The organism is Nitratireductor sp. WH36-1, from assembly GCF_058725515.1.
Genome location: NZ_JBZXDP010000002.1, coordinates 406099 through 429759, shown reverse-complemented (window position 1 = coordinate 429759; position 23661 = coordinate 406099). Strand labels below are relative to the sequence as shown.

Genomic DNA, 23661 nt, shown 5'->3' with positions numbered 1-23661 from the left:
GCTAAGCTCCCTTGAGTGCCCGCAGCACCGTGCGGGTGGCGGCTACCAGTGGGTTGTGGGTTTCGCGGAGGATCTGCAAGCGGTCGAAGCGCTCTGGATCACGGTTGACGGCCTCGCGCAGCGCGCGCCCGAAGGCCATGCGCAGTTCGGTTCCGATGTTGAACTTGCAGATCGAAGAGCTCCGAGCCAGCGCGCTGCGCTGCGACACTGGCACACCGGACCCTCCGTGAATGACCAAAGGCACCTCTGTGACCGCTTCAATAGCGCGGATACCGGCCTCGTCGAGACGGCTTTCCTTGTCCTGTTGCAGATGCACGTTGCCAACAGAGATGGCCATTGCGTCCACGCCGGTCGCGCGAGCAAATTGCGCGGCTTCTTCCGGGTCGGTTCCGGAAGAGCCTTCGCCGCCGGAATAGCCGACGAAGCCGATCTCGCCCTCACAGGACACGCCCGCAGCATGAGCCAGTTCGACGATTGCAGCGGTTTCCTCGATGTTCTGCGCCAGCGGCTTGCGTGATCCGTCATACATTACCGAAGTGAATCCACTTTCGATGGCAATGCGGCAGTCCTCCGCACTGTACCCGTGGTCAAGATGAGCCACTACAGGGACGGATGCATTTTCAGCGAGATGCCGGAACATGGCGCCGAGCACTGGCAGTGGCGTGTGTTCGCGGCATGATGGCCCGGCCTGCAGGATCAACGGGCAATCTTCAGCCTCGGCGGCGGCGACATAGGCGCACATGTCCTCCCATCCGAGGGTAACGAGACCCGCGACGGCGTAGCCTTCCCGGAGCGCAGGCTGCAGGGCCTGGGACAGAGTGACGAGGCTCATTTGAACTTTGCCACCATATCCATGATGCCGGGAATGGTATGCAGCTGCTCTGCATGGGTGGGTTGGAAGTACTGCTTCAGGCTTCGCTGGCTGAGGCCGCCGAGGATGGTAAAATAATACATCTCGTAGCCCGGCAGCACCGCGCAGGGGTGATAGCCCTTGTCGATCAGGATCGTGGAGCCGTCCACTATGTGATAGGCATCGCCCGGTTTGCCTTCTTCGCGCTGCAACATCTGGAGGCCGGAACCGTAATCCGGGCGGAAGCGGAAGTTGTAGGTCTCGTCGTGGCGGGTCTCGATCATCTCGCCATCGTCGCCGCGACGGTCGGTGTCGTGCTTGTGTGATGGAAAGCCGGACCAGCCGCCCTGTCCCACGGTATAAAGCTCGGAAACCAGCAGGCGGCCGACCTTGTCGTGGTGATTTGCCCCCAGGATGTGCTTGATCTTGCGGTGCGTTTTGGTCTCGTCAGATCCGTATTGCACCACATCCAGATCGGCGGCGCGGACAGCAAAAGGCGCCAGCTTCTTGTCGTATTTCGCGCCGGCGATAAAGGTCTCGGTGGTGTCCGTGGTGCAGGTGATGCGGACTTTGGAGCCGGTGGGGGCGTAGACACCCTCGGGCTCTCCGTCCCAGACGTTCTCGGTACGTTGGCCGATACCATCGAAGGAGGTGCCGTCGATATCGACGTTCACCGTCCCGGTGGCAGGCACGACGCACGTTTCGTAGCCATCGACAACGTATTCGAAGCTCTCGCCCTTTTTCAGTTTTACGATGTTGAAGTAGTTCAGTGGAACGAGATCATGATCCGCATCGACGATGGGCTTGTTGGCATTGTCATGGGGCGCGATATGCATTGGCCTCTCCTTTCAGGTCTCAGTTGGGCCGGGGTGGTCGGCCAGGAAGTCTTCCAGCTGTGCGGTGGTGGGCATTGCCGGAGCGCAGCCCGGTTGGCTCACCACCATGGAAGCACAGGCAGAGCCGCGCAGAACCGCTTCGCGCAGCGGCCGGCCTTCAGCGATTCCGGCCAGCAACCCAGCGATAAAACTGTCGCCCGCGCCGTTGGGTTTGATAGCAGTGACGGGGTAGATGCCGGTGCGGATCTCTTCGTCTCCAACGAGAGTGATCGCCCCCTCGTGCCCCATCTTGTAGATCACCATCTTGCCTTTGGCGGCCAGCTCGCGCGCCTTGTTTAACCCCTTCTCGATGCCGCCCGCCATGAAGCCGAACTCCTCGTCGTTGCCAACGATCAGATCGCTTTGCTCACCGGCGCAGGTCAGTACGTCAGAAGCGACCTCCGCCGAAGGCCAGCTATACGGGCGATAGTCGATGTCGAAGATCACCGGCAGTCCGGCCTCGCGGGCATTCTCGAAGGCGCGGAAGGTTGAGCTGCGCGACGGTTCGGCGGCAAACACGGTTCCGGCAGTGATCAACGCGCCGAAATCTGCATAGTTCACCCGATCCACGTCTTCTTCCGTCACCTGGAAGTCGACCGCATTGTTGCGGTAGATGCAGAGCTGGAAATCGTCCATCGTGCTTTCGTAAACCGCGAGTGAAACGCGGTGTTCGCCGCCGATGACCTTCACATATTGCGTATCGACGCCATAGTGGCGCAGCCGGTTGGTGCAGAAACGCCCGACTGTGTCGTCGCTGACCGACGTTACAAGCGCCGACTGCATGCCCAGCTTGCAGAGACCGGCACAAATGTTGGCGGAAGAGCCGCCCAGGTCGGCGAGAAAGGTCTCGGCGTTTTCCGCCTTGACGCCCTGGGGGGTGGCGAACATGTCCATGCCCGCTCTCCCAAAGACGGCGAAGCGGCCCCGCTCAATGGCCTGGATCAATTGCTTCATCAGACCCCCCGCCGCTGCCTGGCACGCTCGGCTTCCCAGTCCTTATGCGCCTCGCGCACACGATCGCTCTTTGTCACGTGCGGTGTTCCGACTTCCCACCAGGCGTGGCCTTCCGTCGTCCAACCCTCATAGGCGTCGACATCCATGACAATCACGTAGCTCTTGTCCGAGTTCTTGGCGCGCTTGAACGCCTCGCCCAGTTCGACAGGGTTGTCGACCTTTTCAGCCTCTGCCCCCATGGAGGTCGCATGTGCCACGTAATCCACGCGGAAGGGTTCCGGGATGGTCGGGCAATCCTCCAGCAGGTTGTTGAAACTCTCGTTGCCAGTGTTGTTCTGCAGTTTGTTGATGACCGCGAAACCGAAATTGTCGAGCAGTACAACGATCAGCTTTTTGCGGCTGAGCACGCTCGAGTAGAGATCCGAATTCAGCATCATGTAAGATCCATCGCCGCAGAAGGTGATGGTGTCCTGTTCGGGCTCCTGCTCCATCTGCGCGATGCGGGCGCCCCACGCACCGGCAATCTCGTAGCCCATACAGGAGAAGCCGAACTCAACGTCCACCGTGCCGATCTCCAGCGTGCGCCAGTTGGCGGTGACCTCGGCCGGAAGGCCTCCGGCCGCTGCGACCACGCGGTCACGCGGATCGCAGAGATCGTTCACCACGCCAATGGCCTGCGCATAGGAATTCGGACGGTTGCCGGGTTTGATGTTCTCGGCGACATAAGCGTCCCACTTCCGGCGCTCATCCCTGGCGAAGCGCACCCACGCGTCAGGGGCGGTGTAGTCGAGCGCCTCGTCCAGCGTTGCGAGTGAGAGTCTTGCATCACCCACAACCGGCAACGACATGTGTTTGCCAGCGTCGTGCCGGGCGGCATTGATTGAGATAATTTGAGCGTCCTTGGCGAAGGCCGTCCAGGAGCCTGTGGTGAAGTCCTGCAGCCTCGTGCCGACGGCGAGGATGACATCCGCCTTCGCCGCCACTGCGTTGGCGCTTTCCGAACCGGTTACGCCAATGGGGCCGGTGTTGAGCTTATGGGTCGCCAGCATGTTTGCCCGGCCGGCGATGGTCTCAACCACGGGGATCTGATGCCGTTCGGCGAAGGCGGTGAGTTCCGACACCGCACGGGAATACTGCACCCCGCCGCCCGCGATGATCATCGGACGTTTCGCGGTTTTCAGCGCAGCTGCGGCGTCGGCGATCTCGGATGCGTCCGGCGACTGGCGGCGAATGCGATGTACCTTTTCGGCAAAGAACGCGACCGGATAGTCGTAGGACCATCCCTGCACGTCCTGCGGCAGACCGATGAAGGCTGGGCCGCAATCCGCAGGATCAAGCATGGTTGCGATCGCCGCGGGAAGCGACTGGATAACCTGCGCGGGATGGCTGATCCGGTCCCAGTAGCGGCTGCACGACTTGAAGGCGTCGTTCACGCCCAGGGTCGGGTCGTAATAGTTCTCCATCTGCTGAAGGACCGGATCGGGCAGCCGCGTGATAAAGGTGTCGCCGCAGAGCATCAACATCGGCAGGCGGTTCGCATGGGCCAGTCCGGCGGCGGTGAGCAGGTTGGCTGTGCCTGGCCCCGCAGAGGCGGTGCAGAACATGAAACGCTGGCGCAGCCATTGCTTGGCGTAGCCAGCAGCGGCAAACCCCATGCCGGTCTCGTTCTGGCCGCGATAGAGTGGAAGTTCTTCCCGTGCGCCATGCAACGCCTCGCCGAGGCAGGTCACGTTGCCGTGGCCGAAAATGCCAAAGCCACCGCCGCACAGGCGCCGCTTGGTCCCGTCGATTTCGATGTACTGGTTTGCGAGCCAGCTGATGATCGCCTGGGCGGTGGTCAGCCGGATAGTGTCATCGGACGCGCTCATATCAGCGTAAGCCTCCCTGGGAATTTGCCTTGCCGGCGAATGTCGCTTGCGAGTCGTTGATTCTCAGGATACTGTTTTTGCAACCGGTTGCAAATTTTAAATTCGGGGGACAGCCGATTTGACCCAGATTGGAATAGGTATTGTTGGTGGCGGCTACATGGGTAAGGCGCATGCGGTGGCCATGTCCGCGGTTGGCGCGACCTTTGGCACCAAGCTTCGCCCGCGGCTTGAAATGGTCTGCGCTTCGTCATCTGAAAACGCGGAGCGCTACCGCTTGAAATACGGGTTTGCGCGGGGCACTGCGGATTGGCAAGCGCTGGTGTCCGACCCCGGGGTCGAAGCCATTGTGATTGCCAGTCCGCAGGAAACACACCGTGCCATAGCGGAGGCCGCGTTGGCTCTCGGCAAGCCAGTGTTCTGCGAAAAGCCACTGGGCGCCTCTCTTGAGGATAGCGCTGCCATGGTCGCAGCGGCCGAGGCCGCTGGTGTCGTGAACATGGTGGGGTTCAACTACATCCGAACCCCGGCCAGTCAGTTTGCCCGGCAACTCATTGCCGCCGGGGAGATCGGCGAGATCACATGGTTCCGCGGCGAGCACACCGAGGACTTTCTGGCCGATCCGCAGGCGTCTGCAAACTGGCGGACGACCGGAATGGCGAATGGCACAATGGGGGATCTTGCGCCGCATATGGTCAATGGGGCACTGGCGCTGATGGGGCCGATCGCAAAGGTCATCGGCGTATACGAGACGGTCCACAAGGCCCGCCCGGGCGGCGAAGTGACCAATGATGATCATGCTCAGTTGATGTGCAGGTTTGAGAACGGCGCGATGGGGCAGATGTATTTCTCGCGCATCTCGACCGGGCGCAAGATGGGTTATGCTTATGAGATATCGGGAACCAAGGGTGCGATACGGTTCGATCAGGAGGATCAAAACACTCTTTGGCTCTACCGAATGGAAGGCCCCGAAGCGACACGTGGTTTCACCAGAATTCTGACGGGCCCCGAGCATCCGGATTACGAAGCATTCTGCCAGGGGGCGGGGCATGGCACCGGCTACCAGGACCAGATCATCATTCAGGCAAAGGACTTCCTGCAAGCGATCGAGGTTGGCCAGGCTAAATGGCCAGCCTTCCGAGACGGGCATGAGGTCAATCGTGTGATCGCTGCCGCACTCGCTTCGGCGGATGCCGGAATATGGAAAGACATCAAAGACTTCTGATGACGGGAGATATCGAACTATGACTATTCAAATCGGCAATGCGCCCTGTTCCTGGGGGGTGGAATTCGCGGGCGATCCGCGCAATCCGTCCTGGCAGCATGTTCTCAGGGAATGCGCCGAGGCGGGCTACAAGGGTATCGAACTTGGCCCGGTAGGCTTCATGCCGGAGGACCCCGAGGTGCTCCGGGACGGTTTGGCGGAGAACGGTTTGGAACTGATTGGCGGCGTCGTGTTTCGCGCCTACCACGACCCGGATGCCTGGGGCGATGTGCTGGATGCGACGCACCGCACCGGCAAGGCATTGAAGGCGCATGGTGCGCAGCACATGGTGCTCATCGATTCGATCTCTCCACGCCGCGCGCCGACCGCCGGCCGCGCCGGAGAAGCAGAGCAGATGGACAAGGCCGAGTGGATTGCTTACCGCGACCGCATCGCCGAATCCGCCCGGATAGGGACCGAGGAATATGGGTTGACGGTGGGCATCCATGCCCATGCTGCGGGCTTCATGGATTTTGAGCCGGAGCTTGAGAGGCTCCTGGGCGAGGTTGATGAAAACATCCTCAAGATCTGCTTCGATACCGGGCACCACTCTTATGCAGGGTTTGATCCGGTGGCCTTCATGAAGAAGCACATCGACCGCATTTCCTACATGCATTTCAAGGATATCGATCCGGAGGTGAAGGCCCGTGTAATCGAAAACCGCACCGGATTCTATGAAGCCTGCGGCCAGGGCATCTTCTGTAATCTGGGTGAAGGCGACGTCGATTTCTCTGCCGTCCAGCAAGTGCTTCTGGACAACGGGTTCGAGGGTTGGTGCACGGTGGAGCAGGACTGCGATCCCACCCTTGATCCGGACACTTTGGGCGACGCCCGCAAGAACCGCGAGTACCTCGAATCCATAGGATTCAAATAGGAAGGCAATGACATGACGAAACTGAAATGGGGCATGATCGGCGGCGGCGAGGGTAGCCAGATCGGTCCGGCACATCGTCTGGGTGCGCTGGCCGACGGGCGGTTCGATTTCGCCGCAGGTGCGTTGGATCACCGTCCCGACGTGGGGCGGGCCTATGCAGAGAAGCTTGGCATTGCCGCCGACCGCGCCTATGGCGACTGGACCGAGATGCTGGCTGGAGAAAAAGGCCGCGACGACCGGATCGATCTTGTTACCGTGGCAACGCCAAATGCCACGCATTTTGAAATCACCAAGGCGTTCCTCGAGGCAGGTTTCAACGTGCTTTGCGAGAAGCCGATGACCATGACCGTGGAAGAGGGTGAGGAAATCGTGCGTGTGGCGGAGAAAACCGGCAAGATCTGCGCGGTGAATTACTGCTATTCCGCCTATCCGATGGTGCGGCAGGCGCGCGCAATGGTGCGCAACGGTGAGATCGGCGCTGTCAGGGTCGTGGTGACGAATTTCTCGCACGGCCATCATGGCGACGCGACGGATTCCGACAACCCTCGCGTACGCTGGCGCTATGACCCGAAGATGGCCGGTGTTTCGGGTCAATTCGCCGACTGCGGCATTCACGCCCTCCACATGGCGAGCTTTATCTGTGATGACGAGGTGAATACGCTCTCAGCGGACTTCGCATCGACCATTGCCAGCCGCGAACTTGAAGACGATGCGATGGTCAATTTCCGTATGTCCAATGGCGCCGTGGGGCGGCTTTGGACCTCGTCTGTAGCAATCGGGCGGCAACATGGTTTCGACGTCCAGGTGTTTGGCGAAACGGGCGGCTTGCGTTGGTTCTCGGAGCAGCCAAACCAGCTCATCTATACGCCGGTCGGTGGACGTACGCAGATCATCGAGAAGGGTGAAGGGGGGCTGCACGAGGATGCGCGGCGCCTGTCGCGAGTGTCGATTGCGCATCCCGAGGGCTTTCCGCTGGCGGTGGCCAATCTTTACTGCGATTTGGCCGATGCGATAGCCGGCGAGAAACGTGATGGATTGCCGGGTGCATCGGCTGGTGTGCGGTCAATGGCGGCGGTCCACACTGCGGTGGCGTCGGCCAAAGCTGGGGGCGCCTGGATGGACGCGCGGCCCCCGATGTTCCGTTAGGAGTGGATCCGGGTGTCCTGAGTTCCCGTTCTGCGAGAGCCGGACGGGAACCAGGCGCGTCCGGCATTTCCTGGTGGGCATCAGGCTGGCGGTAAGGGCCGCAATGTGCCCCGCTCAACCACAGGACATGAGTAAATTCGGGCCTCCGGATGCCGGTTGGCGTCCTCCAGCAGCGCAAGCATCAACTCGATCGAGGACGTAATAATCTGTTCGATCGGCTGATGAATGGTGGTGAGGTTGATGTTTTCCCACCGCGCCATTTCCATGTCGTTCAACCCGATAATGCCGATGTCTTCGGGGCAGGATAGCCCGCTGTCGGCGATGGCGGAGAGCGCCCCGATCGACAGTACATCATCACCGCAGAAATAGGCCTCGGCCGGTTTCGACTTCAGCAGGCGCTGCATCTCGCGACGGCCGGCATCGAAGGAATACGCATCGGCGAAGGAGTAGCTGCTGCGGCAATTGGGGTTTGCCGACATTTCAGACATGAAGCCAGCATAGCGGTCCTGAGTCGAGGTTGCGCTCTCCGGGCCACCGAGAAAGGCAACATCGGTATAGCCGCGCGCAATTAGCGTACGGGCGGCCATCCGCCCGGCCTCACGGTTGTCTATGGTGACGACATGCACATCCGGGGACGAGGAATAGCGGCCAAATGAGTGCACCACCGGGACGCCGGCATCGCGGAAGGCCTTGGCGAACTCCGGGGGGAGGGTGGAGGACGCAACCACGACACCATCGACGGAATACTGGCGCAGCATGCGGACGGAGTTTCCTGGTTCGACCTCGTCCGAGAGGTTGACCAGCAGCGGGCGCAGGCCCTTGTCCTGAAGTCCGCGAGTAAAAAGGTCAAACACCTGCAGGAAGATCGGGTTGTGGAAGTTGTTGGACACCAGCCCTATCAGCTTGGTCCGCCCGGTGGTCAGTGATGAGGCAAGCGCATTTGGGCTGTAGCCCAGTTCCCGGGCTGCCTTCTCCACCTTCCGGCGCATTTTCTCGGACACCGAGGCACCGTCGGTAAATGTACGTGACACGGCAGAGCGCGAGACCCCAGCTCGCTCAGCAACCTCTTTCAACGTAACCGGCATCTCCGTTCTCTCCTTGTGTCCTGAACTACCGGTATTACACCGAGCTGGCAGTCTGTGCAGCTTGCATGATATGAGTCCATTTTGCAACCGGTTGCAAAATCGAAAAGTGTGAGTTAGGCTTGAGTCGTTGACTTGAGCTGCGTCTGGAATCCCAGGCCGGTGAGACAAACATCCAGGGAGGACCAACATGATTTCGATAGTGAAAAAGATCGCCATGGCGACCGCAATTGCAGCGCTGCCGCTGGTGGCCGCGACGGGCGCATCGGCGGAGGGTGAGAAGTACATTCTCGTCAGCCACGCCCCTGACAGTGACAGCTGGTGGAACACCATCAAGAATGGCATTGCGCTTGCCGGTGAGCAGATGGGCGTCGAGGTCGAATACCGCAACCCGCCCACTGGCGATCTCGCGGATATGGCGCGGATCATCGACCAGGCTGCAGCCTCTGGTCCCAACGGTATCATCACCACGCTTGCAGACTATGACGTGCTGAAAGACCCAATCAGCAAGGCGGTCGACAGCGGCATTGATGTGATCATCATGAACACCGGAAGTGGCGAGCAGGCCCGCGAAGTGGGGGCGCTGATGTATGTGGGACAGCCGGAATACGATGCTGGTTATGCTGCCGGTCTTCGCGCCAAGGGAGATGGTATGGGCTCGTTCCTTTGCGTGAACCACTCGATCCAGCAGCCCACGCTGGTCGAACGCTGCCAGGGGTTCGCGGATGGACTTGGCGTCGAATTGGGCAATTCCATGCTCGATAGTGGCGCGGACCCGGCCGAGATCAAAAACCGTGTGCTGGCGTACCTCTCCGCCAATCCAGAAACCGATGCGATCCTGACACTCGGCCCTGTTTCAGCGGACCCAACCCTGCTTGCACTGGAAGAAAACGGCATGGCGGGTGACATCTACTTCGGAACCTTTGATCTGGGCGAGGAAATCGTCAAAGGCATCAAGTCTGGCGTTATTCAGTGGGGTATTGATCAGCAGCCGTTCCTGCAGGCCTACCTGCCGGTGGTGATCCTGACAAACTACCACCGCTATGGCGTTCTTCCGGGTAACAACATCAATTCCGGCCCGGGTTTTGTTACCGCAGATGGCCTTGAAAAAATTGAGGAATTCGCAGGCGAATATCGCTGACGCTTTTCTTTAGGGGCGCGGCAATCGCTGCGCCCTTCCTTGTCCCGTTCCTGAAAACCTAGTCATTGCGGAGATGTCGCATGGCAAACGCGACCCAATCCACGGCGAAATCCGACGAGCGCGTCAAAGAGATTTCTGCGATTCGTAAAGCGTTGATACGTCCCGAACTGGGTGGCATCGTCGGAACTGCCGCCGTGTTCACCTTCTTTCTCCTGTTCGCCTTCGACAGCGGGATGTTCAACAGTCAAGGTATCATGAACTGGTCCGTAGTCTCGGCGCAGTTCATGATCATCGCAGTCGGCGCGTGCCTTTTGATGATCGCCGGCGAGTTCGATCTTTCTGTTGGCTCGATGATCGGTTTCGCGGGAATATTGATCGCGATTTTTTCCGTCTCGTATGGTTGGCCGGTCTGGTTGGCGATCCTCACGACGTTTGTACTGTGCGTCGCCATCGGAGCGCTTAATGGCTGGATCGTGATCCGCACCGGGCTGCCGAGCTTCATCGTGACGCTTGCATTTCTCTTCATTCTGCGAGGCTTCACGATCTTTCTGCCGCAAGTAATCGAGCGCAAGACCATCATCGGTGGTGTTTCGGATGCTGCCGAGGGCGATTGGTTGGCGCCGATCTTTGGCGGCAAGGTCCTGCAGGGGTTATTCACCTGGTTAGGCGATGCCGGGATGATTGCGACCTTTGAGCGGGGCGCGAATGCCGGAAAGCCTGTCGTCGATGGTATTCCGATGCTGATCGTATGGGCCATCGTCCTGATAATCTTCGGGCATATCCTTCTGACCAAGACAAAGTTCGGTAACTGGATTTTTGCGGCTGGCGGCGACGCCGAGGCAGCCCGCAATTCGGGAGTTCCGGTCAACAGGGTCAAGATCCTGATGTTCATGTTCACCGCCTTCTGCGCCACCGTCTTCGCGGTCTGTCAGGTGATGGAGTTCGGTTCGGCGGGTGCTGATCGTGGTCTGCTAAAGGAGTTCGAGGCGATCATCGCGGTGGTCATCGGTGGCGCGCTTCTGACGGGTGGCTACGGTTCGGTTCTTGGGGCGGCGCTCGGGGCGTTGATCTTCGGCGTTGTACAGCAGGGCTTGTTCTTCGCGGGTGTCGAAAGCTCGCTCTTCCGGGTGTTCCTGGGCGTGATCCTCCTGGGAGCAGTCATTTTGAACACCTACATCCGACGCATCATCACGGGGGAGCGTTGACATGACCAATGATGGCAAATTCCACCACAGTGACCCCAAGGATGATGTCGCCCCGATCATCGAAATGAAGAACATCGAAAAGCATTTCGGCAGCGTGATTGCGCTGGCCGGGGTCAGCTTCGATGTGAAGCCCGGGGAATGCCATTGCCTTCTGGGTGACAATGGTGCGGGCAAATCAACCTTCATCAAGACCATGTCAGGTGTGCATAAGCCGACGGCGGGCGAAATCTACTTTGCAGGCAAGCCGATGCACTTCGAAGATCCGCGCGACGCCATTGCCGCAGGGATAGCCACGGTCCATCAGCACCTCGCCATGATCCCTCTGATGAGCGTGTCGAGAAATTTCTTCATGGGCAACGAACCGGTGCGCAAGGTGGCCGGCATCCGCCTGCTCGACAAGAGGTATGCCGATGAGGTGACCATGGAAGAAATGCGCAAAATGGGTATCAACCTGCGTGGTCCTGATCAGGCTGTCGGCACCCTTTCGGGCGGCGAGCGTCAGACAGTGGCTATCGCCCGGGCGGTCTATTTCGGCGCCAAGATCCTGATTCTGGACGAACCGACATCGGCGCTCGGCGTGCGACAGACTTCCAACGTGTTGGCGACGATTGACAGGGTCCGCAAGCAGGGGGTCGGAGTGGTTTTTATCAGCCACAATGTACGCCATGCTTTGGCCGTCGGGGATCGCTTCACCGTCCTGAATCGTGGCAAGACACTGGGGACAGCGAAGCGGGGTGAGATCTCGCCCGAGGAGCTACAGGATCTGATGGCGGGTGGGCAGGAGCTGGCCGAACTCGAAGGTTCGCTCGGCGGTACGGTCTAAGTTCACCGATATTGAGGAGTTCGTCGAGCGGCTGCCCGGCAAACTCTTCTGCTTAAGCCCCTCAGGGCAGGAGAAGCTCAGTCAGCGCAGCTGCGAAGGCGTGCGGTGTCTCCAAAGGCTGTCGTAATCAGGCTGACTACAGGTCGTGGTTTCGACCCCGTACTTGCACTCGGAATTGCTTCGAGACAGCGCACGCTGCCGGTGCTTCTTGCCGGCGACGGTGATCTGCCTCGCCCATATGTCACACGTCGCCCGGTTTGGCTGCCTGCCAAGCAAATGTCGTGCGCAGAACGGATCGTCCTCTTTCCTGCGGTAACCCCATGAGAGCCAGGGCGCCTGTGCGATGGCCTGTGACGGTATGTGGTGGCGCTTGTAGCTGATTGGCGAGGCATTGACCTCATTCAGTCTACCCAACGAACTATTGGCCGGAATTCACTTTGACATAGCCTGCCAGTAGCCTGTGTCGGATGCCTTGCCATCTTTCCGTCGTGAAAAGACAGGTCCAGATTTAAGTAGTGGTTCTGTGCATCATTTATAATTAATCGGCTAAAGTTATTGGAATTCGATAATCAAATATCAAATTTGTTCAATACCGCTTTCGCGCCATTTAATATTGTTATTTTTATTGAACTAATGGATTAGTATTTTATATCGCTTGGGAGTTTATTTTGAATTTTAATTTTAAATTTCATCGGGCGTCTTTTTGTTTCAGTAGGCATCTCGAAAGATGCAATTCTTATATCGATTTTGAATGCGGCCACGGTCAGGACATCGCAAAGCTTGATCGGTGAACAGGCCTGCTTGGTTAAACAATCTCTCTGAACCACTCCAGATACGAACTGATCCGCCGAGCAACGTTTCTCCGGCGGGTTGATCTCTAACAACCAAAAAAACACACCGCATCGTGTGTGCATAAGAAACACCAAGGGGAACAAGATGTTGGATATCGCAACTGCCGGCCGATTGGCGCTTTGCCTTACGTTCGGATCTCCGGTTATCGCCCATGCTCAGCAGGCGGTGCCTCCAATCGAAATTCTGACGACCACGGAAGCCTATGATCCGATCCGCTATGAGGGCGCCTATATCATTGCCGATGCCTGGCGGGAGTTGGGGCTGGACGTCACGGTTTCTCCGACAGAGTTCTCAACCCTGCTGAACAAGTTTTACGATCAGCAGGATTTCTCCGTGGTTATCGCCGGCTGGTCTGGTCGAGTGGCTCGCCTGGATCCGCAGTTCTTTCTCGGCACTCTTTACAGCGAGAACGCGGTAATGGGCGCCAACAACCCCGGTGGCTATGAGAACGCAGAGTACGACCGGCTGTTTGAGCAGCAATCCAGGGAGTTTGATCAGGCAAAACGGCAGGAGATTGTCCACCGATTGCAAGAAATCGCCGCGCCTGACGCCCCGTTGGTGGTCCTCTTTCAACGCGATGAAGTCGTCGCGTATAACAATAAAACCTTTGAGAACATGAATGCCATGCCCGGCGAAGCCCTCTATTCCGAGTGGGTCCCGATGCAGGCAAAGCCACTTACCGAGCGAAAGACCCTGCGCTACGGCGGGCCGCAGTCGCCCGATAACATCAATCCCATGCTCGCCAACACGGTATGGGCCTGGAAATGGATGCGGCTGTACTATGACCGTCTTGTTCGCCTGACGCCCGAAGTTGAGGCGCAGAACTGGATGGCTGAATCCATTACCAGCGTTGACGAGACGACAATTGAGGTCAAGCTGCGTGAAGGGCTTACCTTCCACGACGGTGAGCCTGTCACTGCCGAAGACGTGAAATTCTCATTCGACTATCTGGTCGGTTCGGACTACGGCTATTTCAACAGCTATCTGACCGCGCTGGATAATGTGGAGGTCATTGATCCGCTGACAGTTCGTTTCAATCTGAGCGAGCCTTCCGCGCCTTTCACGTCGATTACGCTTAGCCAGATTTCGATCCTCCCCAAGCACATCTGGGAAAAGATCGAAAACCCGATGGAGTTGGCTCCGGCCGACATCCCCACAGTTGGCTCGGGGCCGTTCAAATTCAACCAGTATTCGCCGGGTGAGTTCATGAAGCTCGACAAGAACCCGGATCACTTCCATGCGGATGAAATCGCGGTCGATGCGATCGAATTTCAGATTTTTGCCGACAGCGAAGGCGTCTTCACGGCCATTCAGACCGGCCAGATTGACGTAACCGCCTGGCGCATGGAGGCGGGGCAGATCCCCTTGGCCGAGGAGAACACGGACCTGAATGTCGTGTCGGTGCCGGACTTTGGCTATTATCACCTGACCTACAATCTGAGAGAGCCACATTTCGATGATGTTGAGTTCAGGCGTGCACTAACCCAGGCGGTCGATCGCGAACGCATCGTCAACGTGCTTTTGGATGGGCGAGGCGAGGTTGGATCCGGCGTGATCGCTCCGGTGAACAGCTTCTGGCACAACCCGTTCACGGAACGGTTCGAACATGATCCAGAGGCGGCTCGGGCCGCACTGGAAGCTGCTGGCTACACGTGGTCTGACGACGGAAAACTCCAGAAGTAAGCGCAATCACTCCATTGTTCCGCCATGGCGTTCCGGCCATGGCGGTCTCTCACGCTTGCAGGATTTCCCATGCACAGCCGCGGCTATCTTTTACGTCGCTTTCTACAGGCGCTTCTGGCCCTGTTCATTATCGCGACTCTCTTGTTCTTTCTGTTTCGTGTGGGGTTACCTGACCCGACAACGGCTCTGGTATCCGAGGGGCTAAACCCCGAGCAGCGTGCGCAAGTTCGCCAACAATTCGGCTTGGATAAGCCCTTGTGGCAGCAATATATGATCTTCCTGCAGAATGCCGCTACCGGCGACTTCGGAATGTCATTCCACTACCGCGCGCCGGTTGCGGAGATCATCTGGGAGCGGCTGGGCAACACGCTGGTTCTGATGCTGGCGGCGATCTTTCTTGCCTATGGAGTGGGCGTGCCGTTGGGCGCCTGGCTGTCCTGGCGACGCGGGACCAGCGCGGATTCTCTCGGTATTTTCCTGGGGCTGATGTTCCGCTCAGCCCCGATGTTCTGGACGGGCATGATCGCGATCCTCGTGTTCGGCGTCTGGCTTGAATGGTTGCCGACATCGGGGATGCGCACGCTTCCATATGAAGCGACGGGCTTTTGGGACAAAATCCTGACTCTGGATTTCCTGCACCACCTCATACTGCCGGCGATGATCGTGGCGCTCTTCTATCTGGGCTCCCCTCTGCTGATCATGCGCAACACCATGCTTGAGGTCTATGGAGAAGACTTCATCGAGATGGCGCGCGCAAAGGGACTGCGAGAACGCACGGTGCTGTATCGCCACGCGGCCCGCAACGCGCTGCTCCCGGTGGTGACACAGCTTGCAGTCACCATCGGACTTGCCGCCGGCGGGCAGGTCGTTGTGGAGGTGGTCTTTTCGTGGCCTGGCCTGGGGCGCGAAATACTCAACGCCGTGCGCACGTCTGATTTTCCGCTGGCGCAGGCCTGCTTCCTCATCATGGCGGCTTTCGTGGTGTTTCTGAATCTGTTGGTCGACATCCTCTATTCGACCCTTGATCCGAGGGTGCGACTGGCATGATGTCCCCGGCTCTGAGAGAGACTTTCGCTCCATTGCGGCTGATGATGCAGGACAGGTTGGCCGTTGTCGGTCTGTGCGTGCTCGGGCTGATCTTCGCCATGGCCGTATTCGCCCCGCTGATCGCACCGCAAGATCCTTTCGCCATCAACGAGGACGAGGATGGCTCCGTCCTGATGAAAAGCGATGAGGGCTGGGTGCTCCAGCCTTCCCTTGGTCATGTCGCATTAAACGATACGGCATCGCGTCCCGGTGAAGACCTGATTGTTGGGCGCGAGGGTAGCCTCTGGACTCGAAAAAACGGCGGTTGGTCGCGGACTGTTCTTCCCGCCGAAGTCGATCTGTTCGGCGTCGATGTCACAGCATCCGGCGTCGCGCTGATTGTGGGTGAGCAGGGAACATTGCTGCTGCGCGAGGGGGACAAATGGCAGTCTTTGCAGTCCCCCGCTCCAGTTACATTGCGCTCCGTCTCCTGGTTGGCTGATGACACGGCTTTGATTGTTGGTGACGAAGAGACGTTGTGGCTCTTTGCGCTTGCTGATCGAAGCCTGACCCCTGTTACCAGCCCGATCAACCGGGGGATGTCTCTGAGTGGGGTCGAGCGCGATGTCGATGGAACGGCATTGGTGGTGGGTGAGCGTGGGCTGGCTTTGCAATATGATCCGGTCAGCCAACAGGCAAAAATGCTGCGTCTGGGTACCAGCCGCGACCTCAACGATGTTCATGTTTCGCCGGCCGGCATAGCCCTGGCCATAGGTGAGCGCGGAACCCTACTGCGTCGGGACGGTCCCAACGCTGATTGGGTCAGTGATCGCACGCCGGACAGCCGCGCGCTGATGTCAGGCTGGATCGGTGACGATGGCACTGGATATGCCGTGGGTCGCAATGGCATCGTGATGGAGCTTGTGCGCGGCGGGGAGTGGACGTTGGCAAACACCGAGTCCGAGCGGCATTTGCGGGCAATTCTTGTCACTGACGCTGATGCGCTGGCGCTGGGCTCCGACAGGTTTGTTATTCGCTTCTCGCCACCGTCACCACAGCACTGGTTCGGCACAGACCATCTGGGCCGTGACCTGTTCAGCCGCAATATCCATGGGGCAAGAATTGCGCTTCTGGTCGGCTTTCTTGGTGCTTTTCTGGTCATGCTGATTGGCACCAATGTCGGGCTGATCGCAGGCTATTACGGGGGGCGTACGGACTCGATTCTGATGCGAACCGTGGACGTGATGTATGGCATTCCCTTCGAGCCCTTCGCCCTGATCCTCGTGCTATTGTTCAAGCCCAGCCTGCTGATCGTCATTCTCGCTGTTTCACTGCTTACATGGCGGACGACCGCACGATTGATCAGGGCTCAGGTGCTGAGTCTGCGCGAAAGGCCATTCGTGAAGGCGGCGCGTGTCGCGGGTGCGTCGGATCTGCGCATAATGTATCTGCACATCCTGCCAAATGTGATGCCGCTGGTGTTTCTGGAGCTTGCCATCACAGTCGGCGTGTCGATCATCGCCGAAGCCACGCTCTCGTTTCTCGGACTTGGACCGCCACAGTCGGTTTCATGGGGCGGTATTTTGCATGATGCACGGCTCTCTGGCGCCTGGCGAACCGCCTGGTGGTGGAACCTGCCGCCGGGACTGTTCATCATGTCAACGGTGCTGTCGGTCTTCTTCATCTCACGATCATTGGAAGTCGTCGCGAACCCGCGGCTGAGGGCACGAACATGAAGAATGACGACAAGCCGCTGTTGAATGTGCGCGATCTGGCGATCCAGTACGGCACGGGGAAAGGGCCGATCAAAGCCGTCGACGGCATCGATTTCACTATCCGGCCGGGTGAAGCCCTGGGACTCGTTGGTGAATCCGGTTGCGGCAAGACGACTGCCGCCAAGGCGATACTGAAGCTGTTGCCGCCCAATGGAGAGATTGCTCGAGGACGCATAGATCTGGATGGTCGCGATCTCGCTCCTTTGCGCGGGGAGGCAATGCGTGCCGTGCGGTGGAAGGAGATCGCCTGGATATCGCAGGCCGCAATGAATGCGCTTGATCCGGTTTACCGGGTCGGTGACCAGATCGTTGAGGCCATGCAAACGCATATCACGATCAGTCGGGATGATGCTCTGAACCAGGTAGCTGAACTGTTTCGAGCCGTGGGCATAGACCCCACACGGTTACGTGCCTATCCACATGAGATGTCGGGCGGCATGAAGCAGCGGGCGGTCATCGCCATGGCAATGGCGCTTGGACCGAAACTCGTGATCGCGGATGAGCCCACCACCGCTTTGGATGTGGTGACGCAGGCTCAGATCCTCGCCCGGCTGGCGAAACTGCGCCGTGAGCGCGGGATGAGCCTGCTGTTTATTACGCATGACATTTCTGTCGTGGTGCAGACATGTGATCGGGTAGCGGTGATGTACGGGGGCAAGATCATGGAGATCGGCCCGGTGCGTGAAGTGTTCGGCGCCCCTTTCCATCCCTATACGATGGGCCTCACCAACGCATTTCCGACATTGGACGGCGCACAGAAAGAGCTGATCTCCATACCCGGCAATCCCCCTGATCTGTTGAGCCCGCCTGCCGGGTGCCGGTTCTCTGAGCGATGTCCTTTTGCCACCGAGTTATGTCGCAACGAGATGCCGCCTCTTCACAAGATCGATGAGACCCGTTCGGCCGCGTGTCATTACGTCGACCGGGTCCATGAATTCCGTAAAACGGCAGCGAACAATGAAACCTGGGAGGCTGTGAGCCGCCGCTTTGGCGCTGAAGTAGTGGGGAAACCGTCTTCCGCGCGCGAAACAGTGAAAGGCGAGGTGCTGCGGGTCGAGAACCTTTCGCGCCATTTTGATGCGCCGTCAGGCTTCCTGGGCCCGGAACGCAAGGTTCATGCAGTCGATGGCATCAGCCTGAGTGTTCAGGCAGGCGAGATTCTGGGGCTTGCCGGGGAGTCAGGATCGGGCAAGACCACCACGGGAGAGGTTCTGGTCAAGTTGCAGGAACCGACCGCCGGTGTCATTGCTTCAGAGGGGGAGGATATTTCTGGTCTCAGTGGCGCAGCACTCAAGGCATTCCGCCGCCGCGCGCAGATGGTGTTCCAGGATCCCTATCAAACGCTTAATCCCCGCTTCACCATCGCACAGATCGTGAGTGAACCACTGATCGTCCACAAACTTGCGAGAAAGGCCTCCGAGCGAAAGGAGCATGTCACAAATGTGCTGGAGCGCGCTGGCCTCAAACCAGCGGAGCTTTACCTGGAGCGCTTTCCGCATGAACTGTCCGGAGGGCAGCGGCAACGTGTGGCGATTGCGCGTGCAATCGTGCTGGAGCCCCGGATTATTGTCGCAGATGAACCAGTATCGATGCTGGATGTTTCTATCAGAGCCGGGGTTCTGAACCTGATGCGGCGGTTCCGCGATGAGATGGGTATCAGCTTTATTTATGTAAGCCACGACCTTCCAACAATTCGCTACGTCGCCGACCGTACCGCCATTATGTACCTGGGCCAGATCGTTGAGATTGGGCCGACCGAAAAGGTCATCCGTGAGCGCCGCCACCCTTACACACAACTGCTGATCGAGGCGTCGCCGGAACCCGATCCAGAGGTGACAAAGCCACCGTTGGAGGTCGCGGGTGAAATCCCTTCTGCGATCGATGTGCCTAATGGTTGTCGCTTCCACACCCGCTGTCCGCTGGCGACCGCAAGCTGTGGCTGGGAGGGGCGCGATGTGCTTTCAGCGCTTTCTGAGGAAGCGGTGCGTGATGGTGCAGCAAAGGAACGGCAGACGGCTGCTCTGGGAAAGATCACCCGAGAAGGGTTGGATCTTGTGGTCAAGGCACCGCAGGGTCTGGCCTCTGCACGTACTGCATTGTTGGCAGCGATGGAGGCGAAGCACGCATCGCTGGTAGAAGCGGCGCAGATTGTCGAAACTGGATCGGATCTGCGTGTCACCTTCGCTTCGCAGCCCCCTCCGGGACTTCGCGACCTTGGTGGCGGGCACGCGGCGGCGTGCGTCCTTCTTGACGAGGTTTAGAAGAGTGGGGTGCTGTCAGGGCAGACCTTGCCTGGAGTTTCAGGCAGTTCTGGCGCAACCTGTTGGCCGCCGGCAGAAGGGTAGGGGACCGGCTGAAGATTCTGAACTTGTCCCTTTAATAACGGGACGTCGGTTCGTGCGCCCGTTGTTGAAGTGACCAAGGGGCATGAAGACTGCACTGAGCGTTCCCGTGTACCGCTGGAACACGGGAACGAATGACGCTGACTTCCGGTCAGTCGATGGCCTGCCCCTCCATTTCGATTTCCTCTGCTCTACGCAAACATCTCGTTCAGACCGTTTCGCCCAGCGCCTTTACTGCCTTCTGGCCATCGGCTGAATGGAAGACGTGAGTGTGCTGCCTGCATCCGCTCACTACCTCAGGCCTCGAGAGCAACAAAGTGATCGCGTGTGACTTCCACCAATCGTGAGTTCACCGTTCTGCTCTGGTCGGACATGGGATCGAAATAGTTTGTCTGATCCTCCCTTGGAACCGCCTGCAGGGAGCTTTCGCGAAGTCGATATCCGTGCTCTGTCTCAGATAGGACGGGGACCGCATTCATCAGCCGACATGTATAGGGATGATGCGGTTGTTCGAAGAGCCGCCGTGTTGGGGCTTGTTCCATGATCCGGCCACGATACATCACAAGAACGCGGTCACACAGCGATTCAACCACACCCAGATCGTGGCTGATGAACAGGCAGGAAAAGCTGAAGCGTTCCTTGAGTTCTCGAAGCAGCTTCAGAATCTGAGCCTGCACCGTAACGTCCAGCGCGGACACTGGTTCATCTGCCACCACCACCGATGGGCGCGTCACCAGAGTGCGGGCAATTGCAACGCGTTGACGCTGTCCACCGGAGAGCTCGTGAGGGAAGCGTTCGCCATAGGCGCCGCCCAGGCCGACGGCGTCAAGCATCTCGGCCACTCTTTCACGTTTCTCCCTGCGGCTAATGCCTGGAATATGACGCAACCCTTCGGCGATTAGCTCTGCGACCCTCATGCGTGGGTCGAGAGAAGAAAACGGGTCCTGAAAAACAATCTGGAGCTCCCTTCGTACCGCGCGCAGCGGTTCGCCGCGCAGGCCGAGCATGTCTTTGCCGCGGAATGTCACTGTGCCGGAAGATGGGTCTTTTAGGCGGATCAGGGCGCGACCGAGAGTGCTCTTGCCGCTTCCGGATTCTCCTACCAGCCCCAGCATTTCACCTTCATGCAGATCAAGCGAAACACCAGCTACAGCACATTTTTGCCCGGCACGGGCAAATGGCCACGGAGAGGGAATTTCATAATTCACCTTGACATCGCGCGCACTCAAAAGAGGCTTCGCCCGAGCTGGTTCGGTTACGTCGTCCGGCTTTGGCCGCGGGCCGTGCGGCAGTGATGCGAGTAGCTTGACCGTATAGGGGTGGGCCGGCGTGGTCAGTATCTTCTCCGACGCCCCCTGTTCAACAATCAGCCCTTTCTCCATGACGGTGACCTGGTCGGCGTAGCGTGCCACCAGTCCCAGATCGTGGCTGATCAACATGACGGCTGCACCAAGCTCGCCAACCACATCGCGCATAATGTCCAGCACATCCTTCTGCACGATGGCATCGAGCGCAGTTGTTGGCTCATCTGCGAGCAGAAGCTTCGGACGAAGCATCATAACCGACGCGATCATGATGCGTTGCCGCATCCCGCCAGAGAACTCATGCGGATAACGGTTGAGGCAGTCTTCAGGATCAGGAATCCGAACTGCCTTCAGCATCTCGATGGCACGATCTCGAATTTCATCGTTTTCCAGATTGCTGTGAAGTTTCAGTCCCTCGGAAAGTTGTTTGCCGATCCGGAGTGCCGGATTGAGCGAAACCAGGGGCTCCTGAAAGATCATGCCTATCTCGGCACCTCGCACGGCTCGCATCTGCCGGTTGCTCAGGGAGGCCAGATCACGCCCCTGAAATAGCACCTGCCCGCTCGCAATTTCTGCGGGTGGGGGCAAAAGCCGCAGGACCGAACGTGCGAGCATGGTTTTGCCGCTTCCCGATTCACCTACCACGGCATGTATCTGGCCGGGCTCAATGGTGAGACTGGCTTTGTGCACGGCGGTAATCGGCGTCTTGAAGGGGAAAACGATCTCGAGATCGCTAATCTGGAGCAGAGGCGTGGTAGGAGAGAGCGTCACGGCGAGGCCTCGTTCGGATCAATTGTTGCGGGGGTCGAGTTCGTCGCGCAGGGCATCGCCAAAAAGATTGACGCCCAGCAAAGCGAAGGAGATGCAGATGCCCGGGAGGATGCCGAGCCAGGGAAAACGCATTAGATAGCTGCGCGCTTCTGCCAGCATGTTGCCCCAGGTTGGAGCCGGTGGGGGTACACCCAAGCCCAGAAATGCGAGCGAGCTTTCTGCAAGAAGAACCCAGCCAAACATTGTCGTTGAAAGAACGATCAGTGGTCCGAGGCTGTTAGGCAAAACATGCCGAAACAGGGTGAACAACGTACCGTTTCCCAACGCAACGGAAGCCTCAATGTATTCCTTCTCGCGTAGAGAGAGCACCGTCCCACGCACAAGGCGGGTGACCGATGGAAGGTAAGCCAGCGCCAGAGCGAGCACGACACCATATTTGTTCGGGCCGATCGCAACCATCAATGCCAGTGCGAGCAGGATGCCCGGAAAAGCCATCAGCGCCTCGACCACCATCATCACCAGACGGTCGAACCAGCCGCGCCAGTAGCCGCAGAAGGCCCCGATGATGACGCCGCCGGTTACCGCTGCTGCAACTGTGAGAAAAGACACAGTGACTGAAACACCTGCGCCAGCCAGGAGGCGCGACAGGAGATCGCGACCGAACATGTCTGTTCCCAACGGGTGCAGTCCGGAAGGACCTTCGAAGCGGGCGAGGTAATCCTGCGCAGTTGGATCGTAGGGGGTGTAGATGGAGCCTATGCCAGCGACCAGCAAGACGAAGCCCAGCATCAGGCCGCCGGCCAGACCATTGGGGCGGGAGAGAATTTTCTTCAGTTTTTTCATTTCAGGGTCACACGCGGATCGAAGAAGCCATAGAGGAGATCAACCGCCAGATTGACCACGACATAAACGCCGGCAATTAGAAGAAGCGCGCCCTGCAGCATTGGATAGTCACGCGCATAGATGGAATCCACCACCAGTTTGCCGATGCCGGGAAGGCTGAAAACCGTCTCGGTCACTGCTGCGCCTCCGAGCAATGAGGCCATGACAAGTCCCAGCATGGTCAGGGCCGGAGCGAACGCATTCTTGAAAACATGACGGGCGAGCACAGTGCCTTCGGAAAGCCCTTTGGCACGCGCATGGGTTACATATTCCAGCCGCAGAACCTCCAGCGTGCCTGAGCGCATCATACGAGTGAGAACTGCGATTTCGGTTAGGGCCAGCGAGATCACGGGCATGATGAGGTAGAGAACCCCAACACCGAAATCCGTACTCAATTCCACATAACCAACAGTCGGAAGCCACTGCAGGTAAACTCCGAAGAACAGGAGCAGCATCAACCCAACCCAGAAGCTGGGAAGCGAGAGCTTGAAAATCGCCAGCAGCACAATGGCGAAATCTATCCTTGTATTCTGCTTCCAGGCGGCAACCATTCCTGCAGGAACCGCAATCAGAACCGCGAATAATACGGCCCAGAAGACCAGAGTGGCAGTGACGCTGAACCGCTCCAGAAGCGCGGGCAGGACAGCCTCATGTGTTCGGATGGAAACACCAAGGTCACCCGTTGCCAGATTGCCCAACCAGATGAAGAACTGCACGGGGATGGGTTTATCAAGCCCCAGGTCCTCGCGCATTTGCTGAACGACAGCCGGGTCGTCCAGCTCGTAGAGCATCAACTCCGCCGGGTCACCAGGAATGAGCCGGATGAGGGTGAAAACGATAATCAAAACGAGAAAAACGGTCGGGATGGCCGTTAACACCCGCTTCAGTGTGTAGCTCCACATGAAGGTACCCCAAGAATGATAATGTCGGGCAAAGGAGGGGAGAGG

Annotated in this window: 18 protein-coding genes; 10 read left to right on the top strand and 8 right to left on the bottom strand. The window is 58.7% G+C overall.

From position 1 onward, the window contains the following. Position 1 precedes the first annotated feature (1 nt). The 4 genes from AC4PTT_RS21145 to iolD are packed head-to-tail and all read right to left on the bottom strand — an operon-like array spanning position 2 to position 4547. Positions 2 to 832: a class II fructose-bisphosphate aldolase gene (locus AC4PTT_RS21145; RefSeq protein ID WP_492162667.1), complete on the bottom strand. Its 831-nt coding sequence runs from the start codon at positions 830 to 832 to the stop codon at positions 2 to 4. Further along, positions 829 to 1686, bottom strand: coding sequence for a 5-deoxy-glucuronate isomerase (locus AC4PTT_RS21140; protein ID WP_492162666.1), 858 nt, complete (start codon positions 1684 to 1686; stop codon positions 829 to 831). The genes AC4PTT_RS21145 and AC4PTT_RS21140 overlap by 4 nt, the downstream gene beginning before the upstream one ends. 12 nt (positions 1687 to 1698) lie before the next feature. Next, positions 1699 to 2679, bottom strand: a complete 981-nt coding sequence (iolC, locus tag AC4PTT_RS21135) for a 5-dehydro-2-deoxygluconokinase (RefSeq protein WP_317562375.1) — start codon at positions 2677 to 2679, stop codon at positions 1699 to 1701. Next, positions 2679 to 4547: a 3D-(3,5/4)-trihydroxycyclohexane-1,2-dione acylhydrolase (decyclizing) gene (gene iolD, locus AC4PTT_RS21130; protein WP_492162665.1), complete on the bottom strand. Its 1869-nt coding sequence runs from the start codon at positions 4545 to 4547 to the stop codon at positions 2679 to 2681. Before iolD ends, iolC begins: the two co-directional genes overlap by 1 nt. A gap of 118 nt (positions 4548 to 4665) precedes the next feature. On the opposite strand from iolD, the gene AC4PTT_RS21125 reads away from it, so the two are divergent. From AC4PTT_RS21125 to AC4PTT_RS21115, 3 genes are read left to right on the top strand one after another with little or no spacing between them, the layout of a single operon-like run. Beyond that, the gene (locus tag AC4PTT_RS21125) at positions 4666 to 5769 is read left to right on the top strand and encodes a Gfo/Idh/MocA family protein (RefSeq protein ID WP_492162664.1); all 1104 of its coding nucleotides are present in this window, start codon (positions 4666 to 4668) and stop codon (positions 5767 to 5769) included. Between the two features lie 19 nt (positions 5770 to 5788). Beyond that, complete coding sequence (locus tag AC4PTT_RS21120; RefSeq protein WP_492162663.1) at positions 5789 to 6682, top strand: TIM barrel protein; 894 nt, start codon at positions 5789 to 5791, stop codon at positions 6680 to 6682. 12 nt (positions 6683 to 6694) lie between these two features. Next, positions 6695 to 7828, top strand: a complete 1134-nt coding sequence (locus AC4PTT_RS21115) for a Gfo/Idh/MocA family protein (protein WP_492162662.1) — start codon at positions 6695 to 6697, stop codon at positions 7826 to 7828. Positions 7829 to 7908: 80 nt separating this feature from the next. Here the strand turns inward: AC4PTT_RS21115 and AC4PTT_RS21110 are convergent, their stop codons facing one another. Next, on the bottom strand, positions 7909 to 8913 hold the full coding sequence (locus tag AC4PTT_RS21110) for a LacI family DNA-binding transcriptional regulator (RefSeq protein ID WP_317562380.1): 1005 nt from the start codon (positions 8911 to 8913) through the stop codon (positions 7909 to 7911). A 187-nt stretch (positions 8914 to 9100) separates the two neighbouring features. On the opposite strand from AC4PTT_RS21110, the gene AC4PTT_RS21105 reads away from it, so the two are divergent. From AC4PTT_RS21105 to AC4PTT_RS21075, 7 genes are all read left to right on the top strand, one after another. Then, entirely contained in the window at positions 9101 to 10051 is a 951-nt protein-coding gene (locus AC4PTT_RS21105) for a sugar ABC transporter substrate-binding protein (RefSeq protein ID WP_492162661.1), read from the top strand. Between the two features lie 80 nt (positions 10052 to 10131). Next, positions 10132 to 11256, top strand: coding sequence for an ABC transporter permease (locus AC4PTT_RS21100; protein WP_492162660.1), 1125 nt, complete (start codon positions 10132 to 10134; stop codon positions 11254 to 11256). Position 11257: 1 nt separating this feature from the next. Continuing rightward, on the top strand, positions 11258 to 12079 hold the full coding sequence (locus AC4PTT_RS21095) for an ATP-binding cassette domain-containing protein (RefSeq protein ID WP_492162659.1): 822 nt from the start codon (positions 11258 to 11260) through the stop codon (positions 12077 to 12079). Between the two features lie 936 nt (positions 12080 to 13015). Next, positions 13016 to 14614: an ABC transporter substrate-binding protein gene (locus AC4PTT_RS21090; protein ID WP_206552997.1), complete on the top strand. Its 1599-nt coding sequence runs from the start codon at positions 13016 to 13018 to the stop codon at positions 14612 to 14614. A 69-nt stretch (positions 14615 to 14683) separates the two neighbouring features. Further along, entirely contained in the window at positions 14684 to 15661 is a 978-nt protein-coding gene (locus AC4PTT_RS21085; protein ID WP_113156579.1) for an ABC transporter permease, read from the top strand. Continuing rightward, positions 15658 to 17376 carry an ABC transporter permease subunit gene (locus tag AC4PTT_RS21080; RefSeq protein WP_492162658.1) on the top strand — a complete coding sequence of 573 codons (1719 nt, stop codon included), beginning with the start codon at positions 15658 to 15660 and terminating at the stop codon, positions 17374 to 17376. Before AC4PTT_RS21085 ends, AC4PTT_RS21080 begins: the two co-directional genes overlap by 4 nt. Continuing rightward, a complete protein-coding gene (locus AC4PTT_RS21075) occupies positions 17373 to 19676 on the top strand; it encodes a dipeptide ABC transporter ATP-binding protein (RefSeq protein ID WP_492162657.1) in 2304 nt (767 codons plus the stop codon). Before AC4PTT_RS21080 ends, AC4PTT_RS21075 begins: the two co-directional genes overlap by 4 nt. Before the next feature lie 377 nt (positions 19677 to 20053). Here the strand turns inward: AC4PTT_RS21075 and AC4PTT_RS21070 are convergent, their stop codons facing one another. The 3 genes from AC4PTT_RS21070 to AC4PTT_RS21060 are packed head-to-tail and all read right to left on the bottom strand — an operon-like array spanning position 20054 to position 23616. After that, a complete protein-coding gene (locus AC4PTT_RS21070; protein WP_492162920.1) occupies positions 20054 to 21808 on the bottom strand; it encodes an ABC transporter ATP-binding protein in 1755 nt (584 codons plus the stop codon). Positions 21809 to 21850: 42 nt separating this feature from the next. Continuing rightward, complete coding sequence (locus tag AC4PTT_RS21065; RefSeq protein ID WP_317562386.1) at positions 21851 to 22675, bottom strand: ABC transporter permease; 825 nt, start codon at positions 22673 to 22675, stop codon at positions 21851 to 21853. Continuing rightward, positions 22672 to 23616: an ABC transporter permease gene (locus AC4PTT_RS21060; RefSeq protein WP_492162656.1), complete on the bottom strand. Its 945-nt coding sequence runs from the start codon at positions 23614 to 23616 to the stop codon at positions 22672 to 22674. The genes AC4PTT_RS21065 and AC4PTT_RS21060 overlap by 4 nt, the downstream gene beginning before the upstream one ends. Positions 23617 to 23661: the final 45 nt, after the last annotated feature.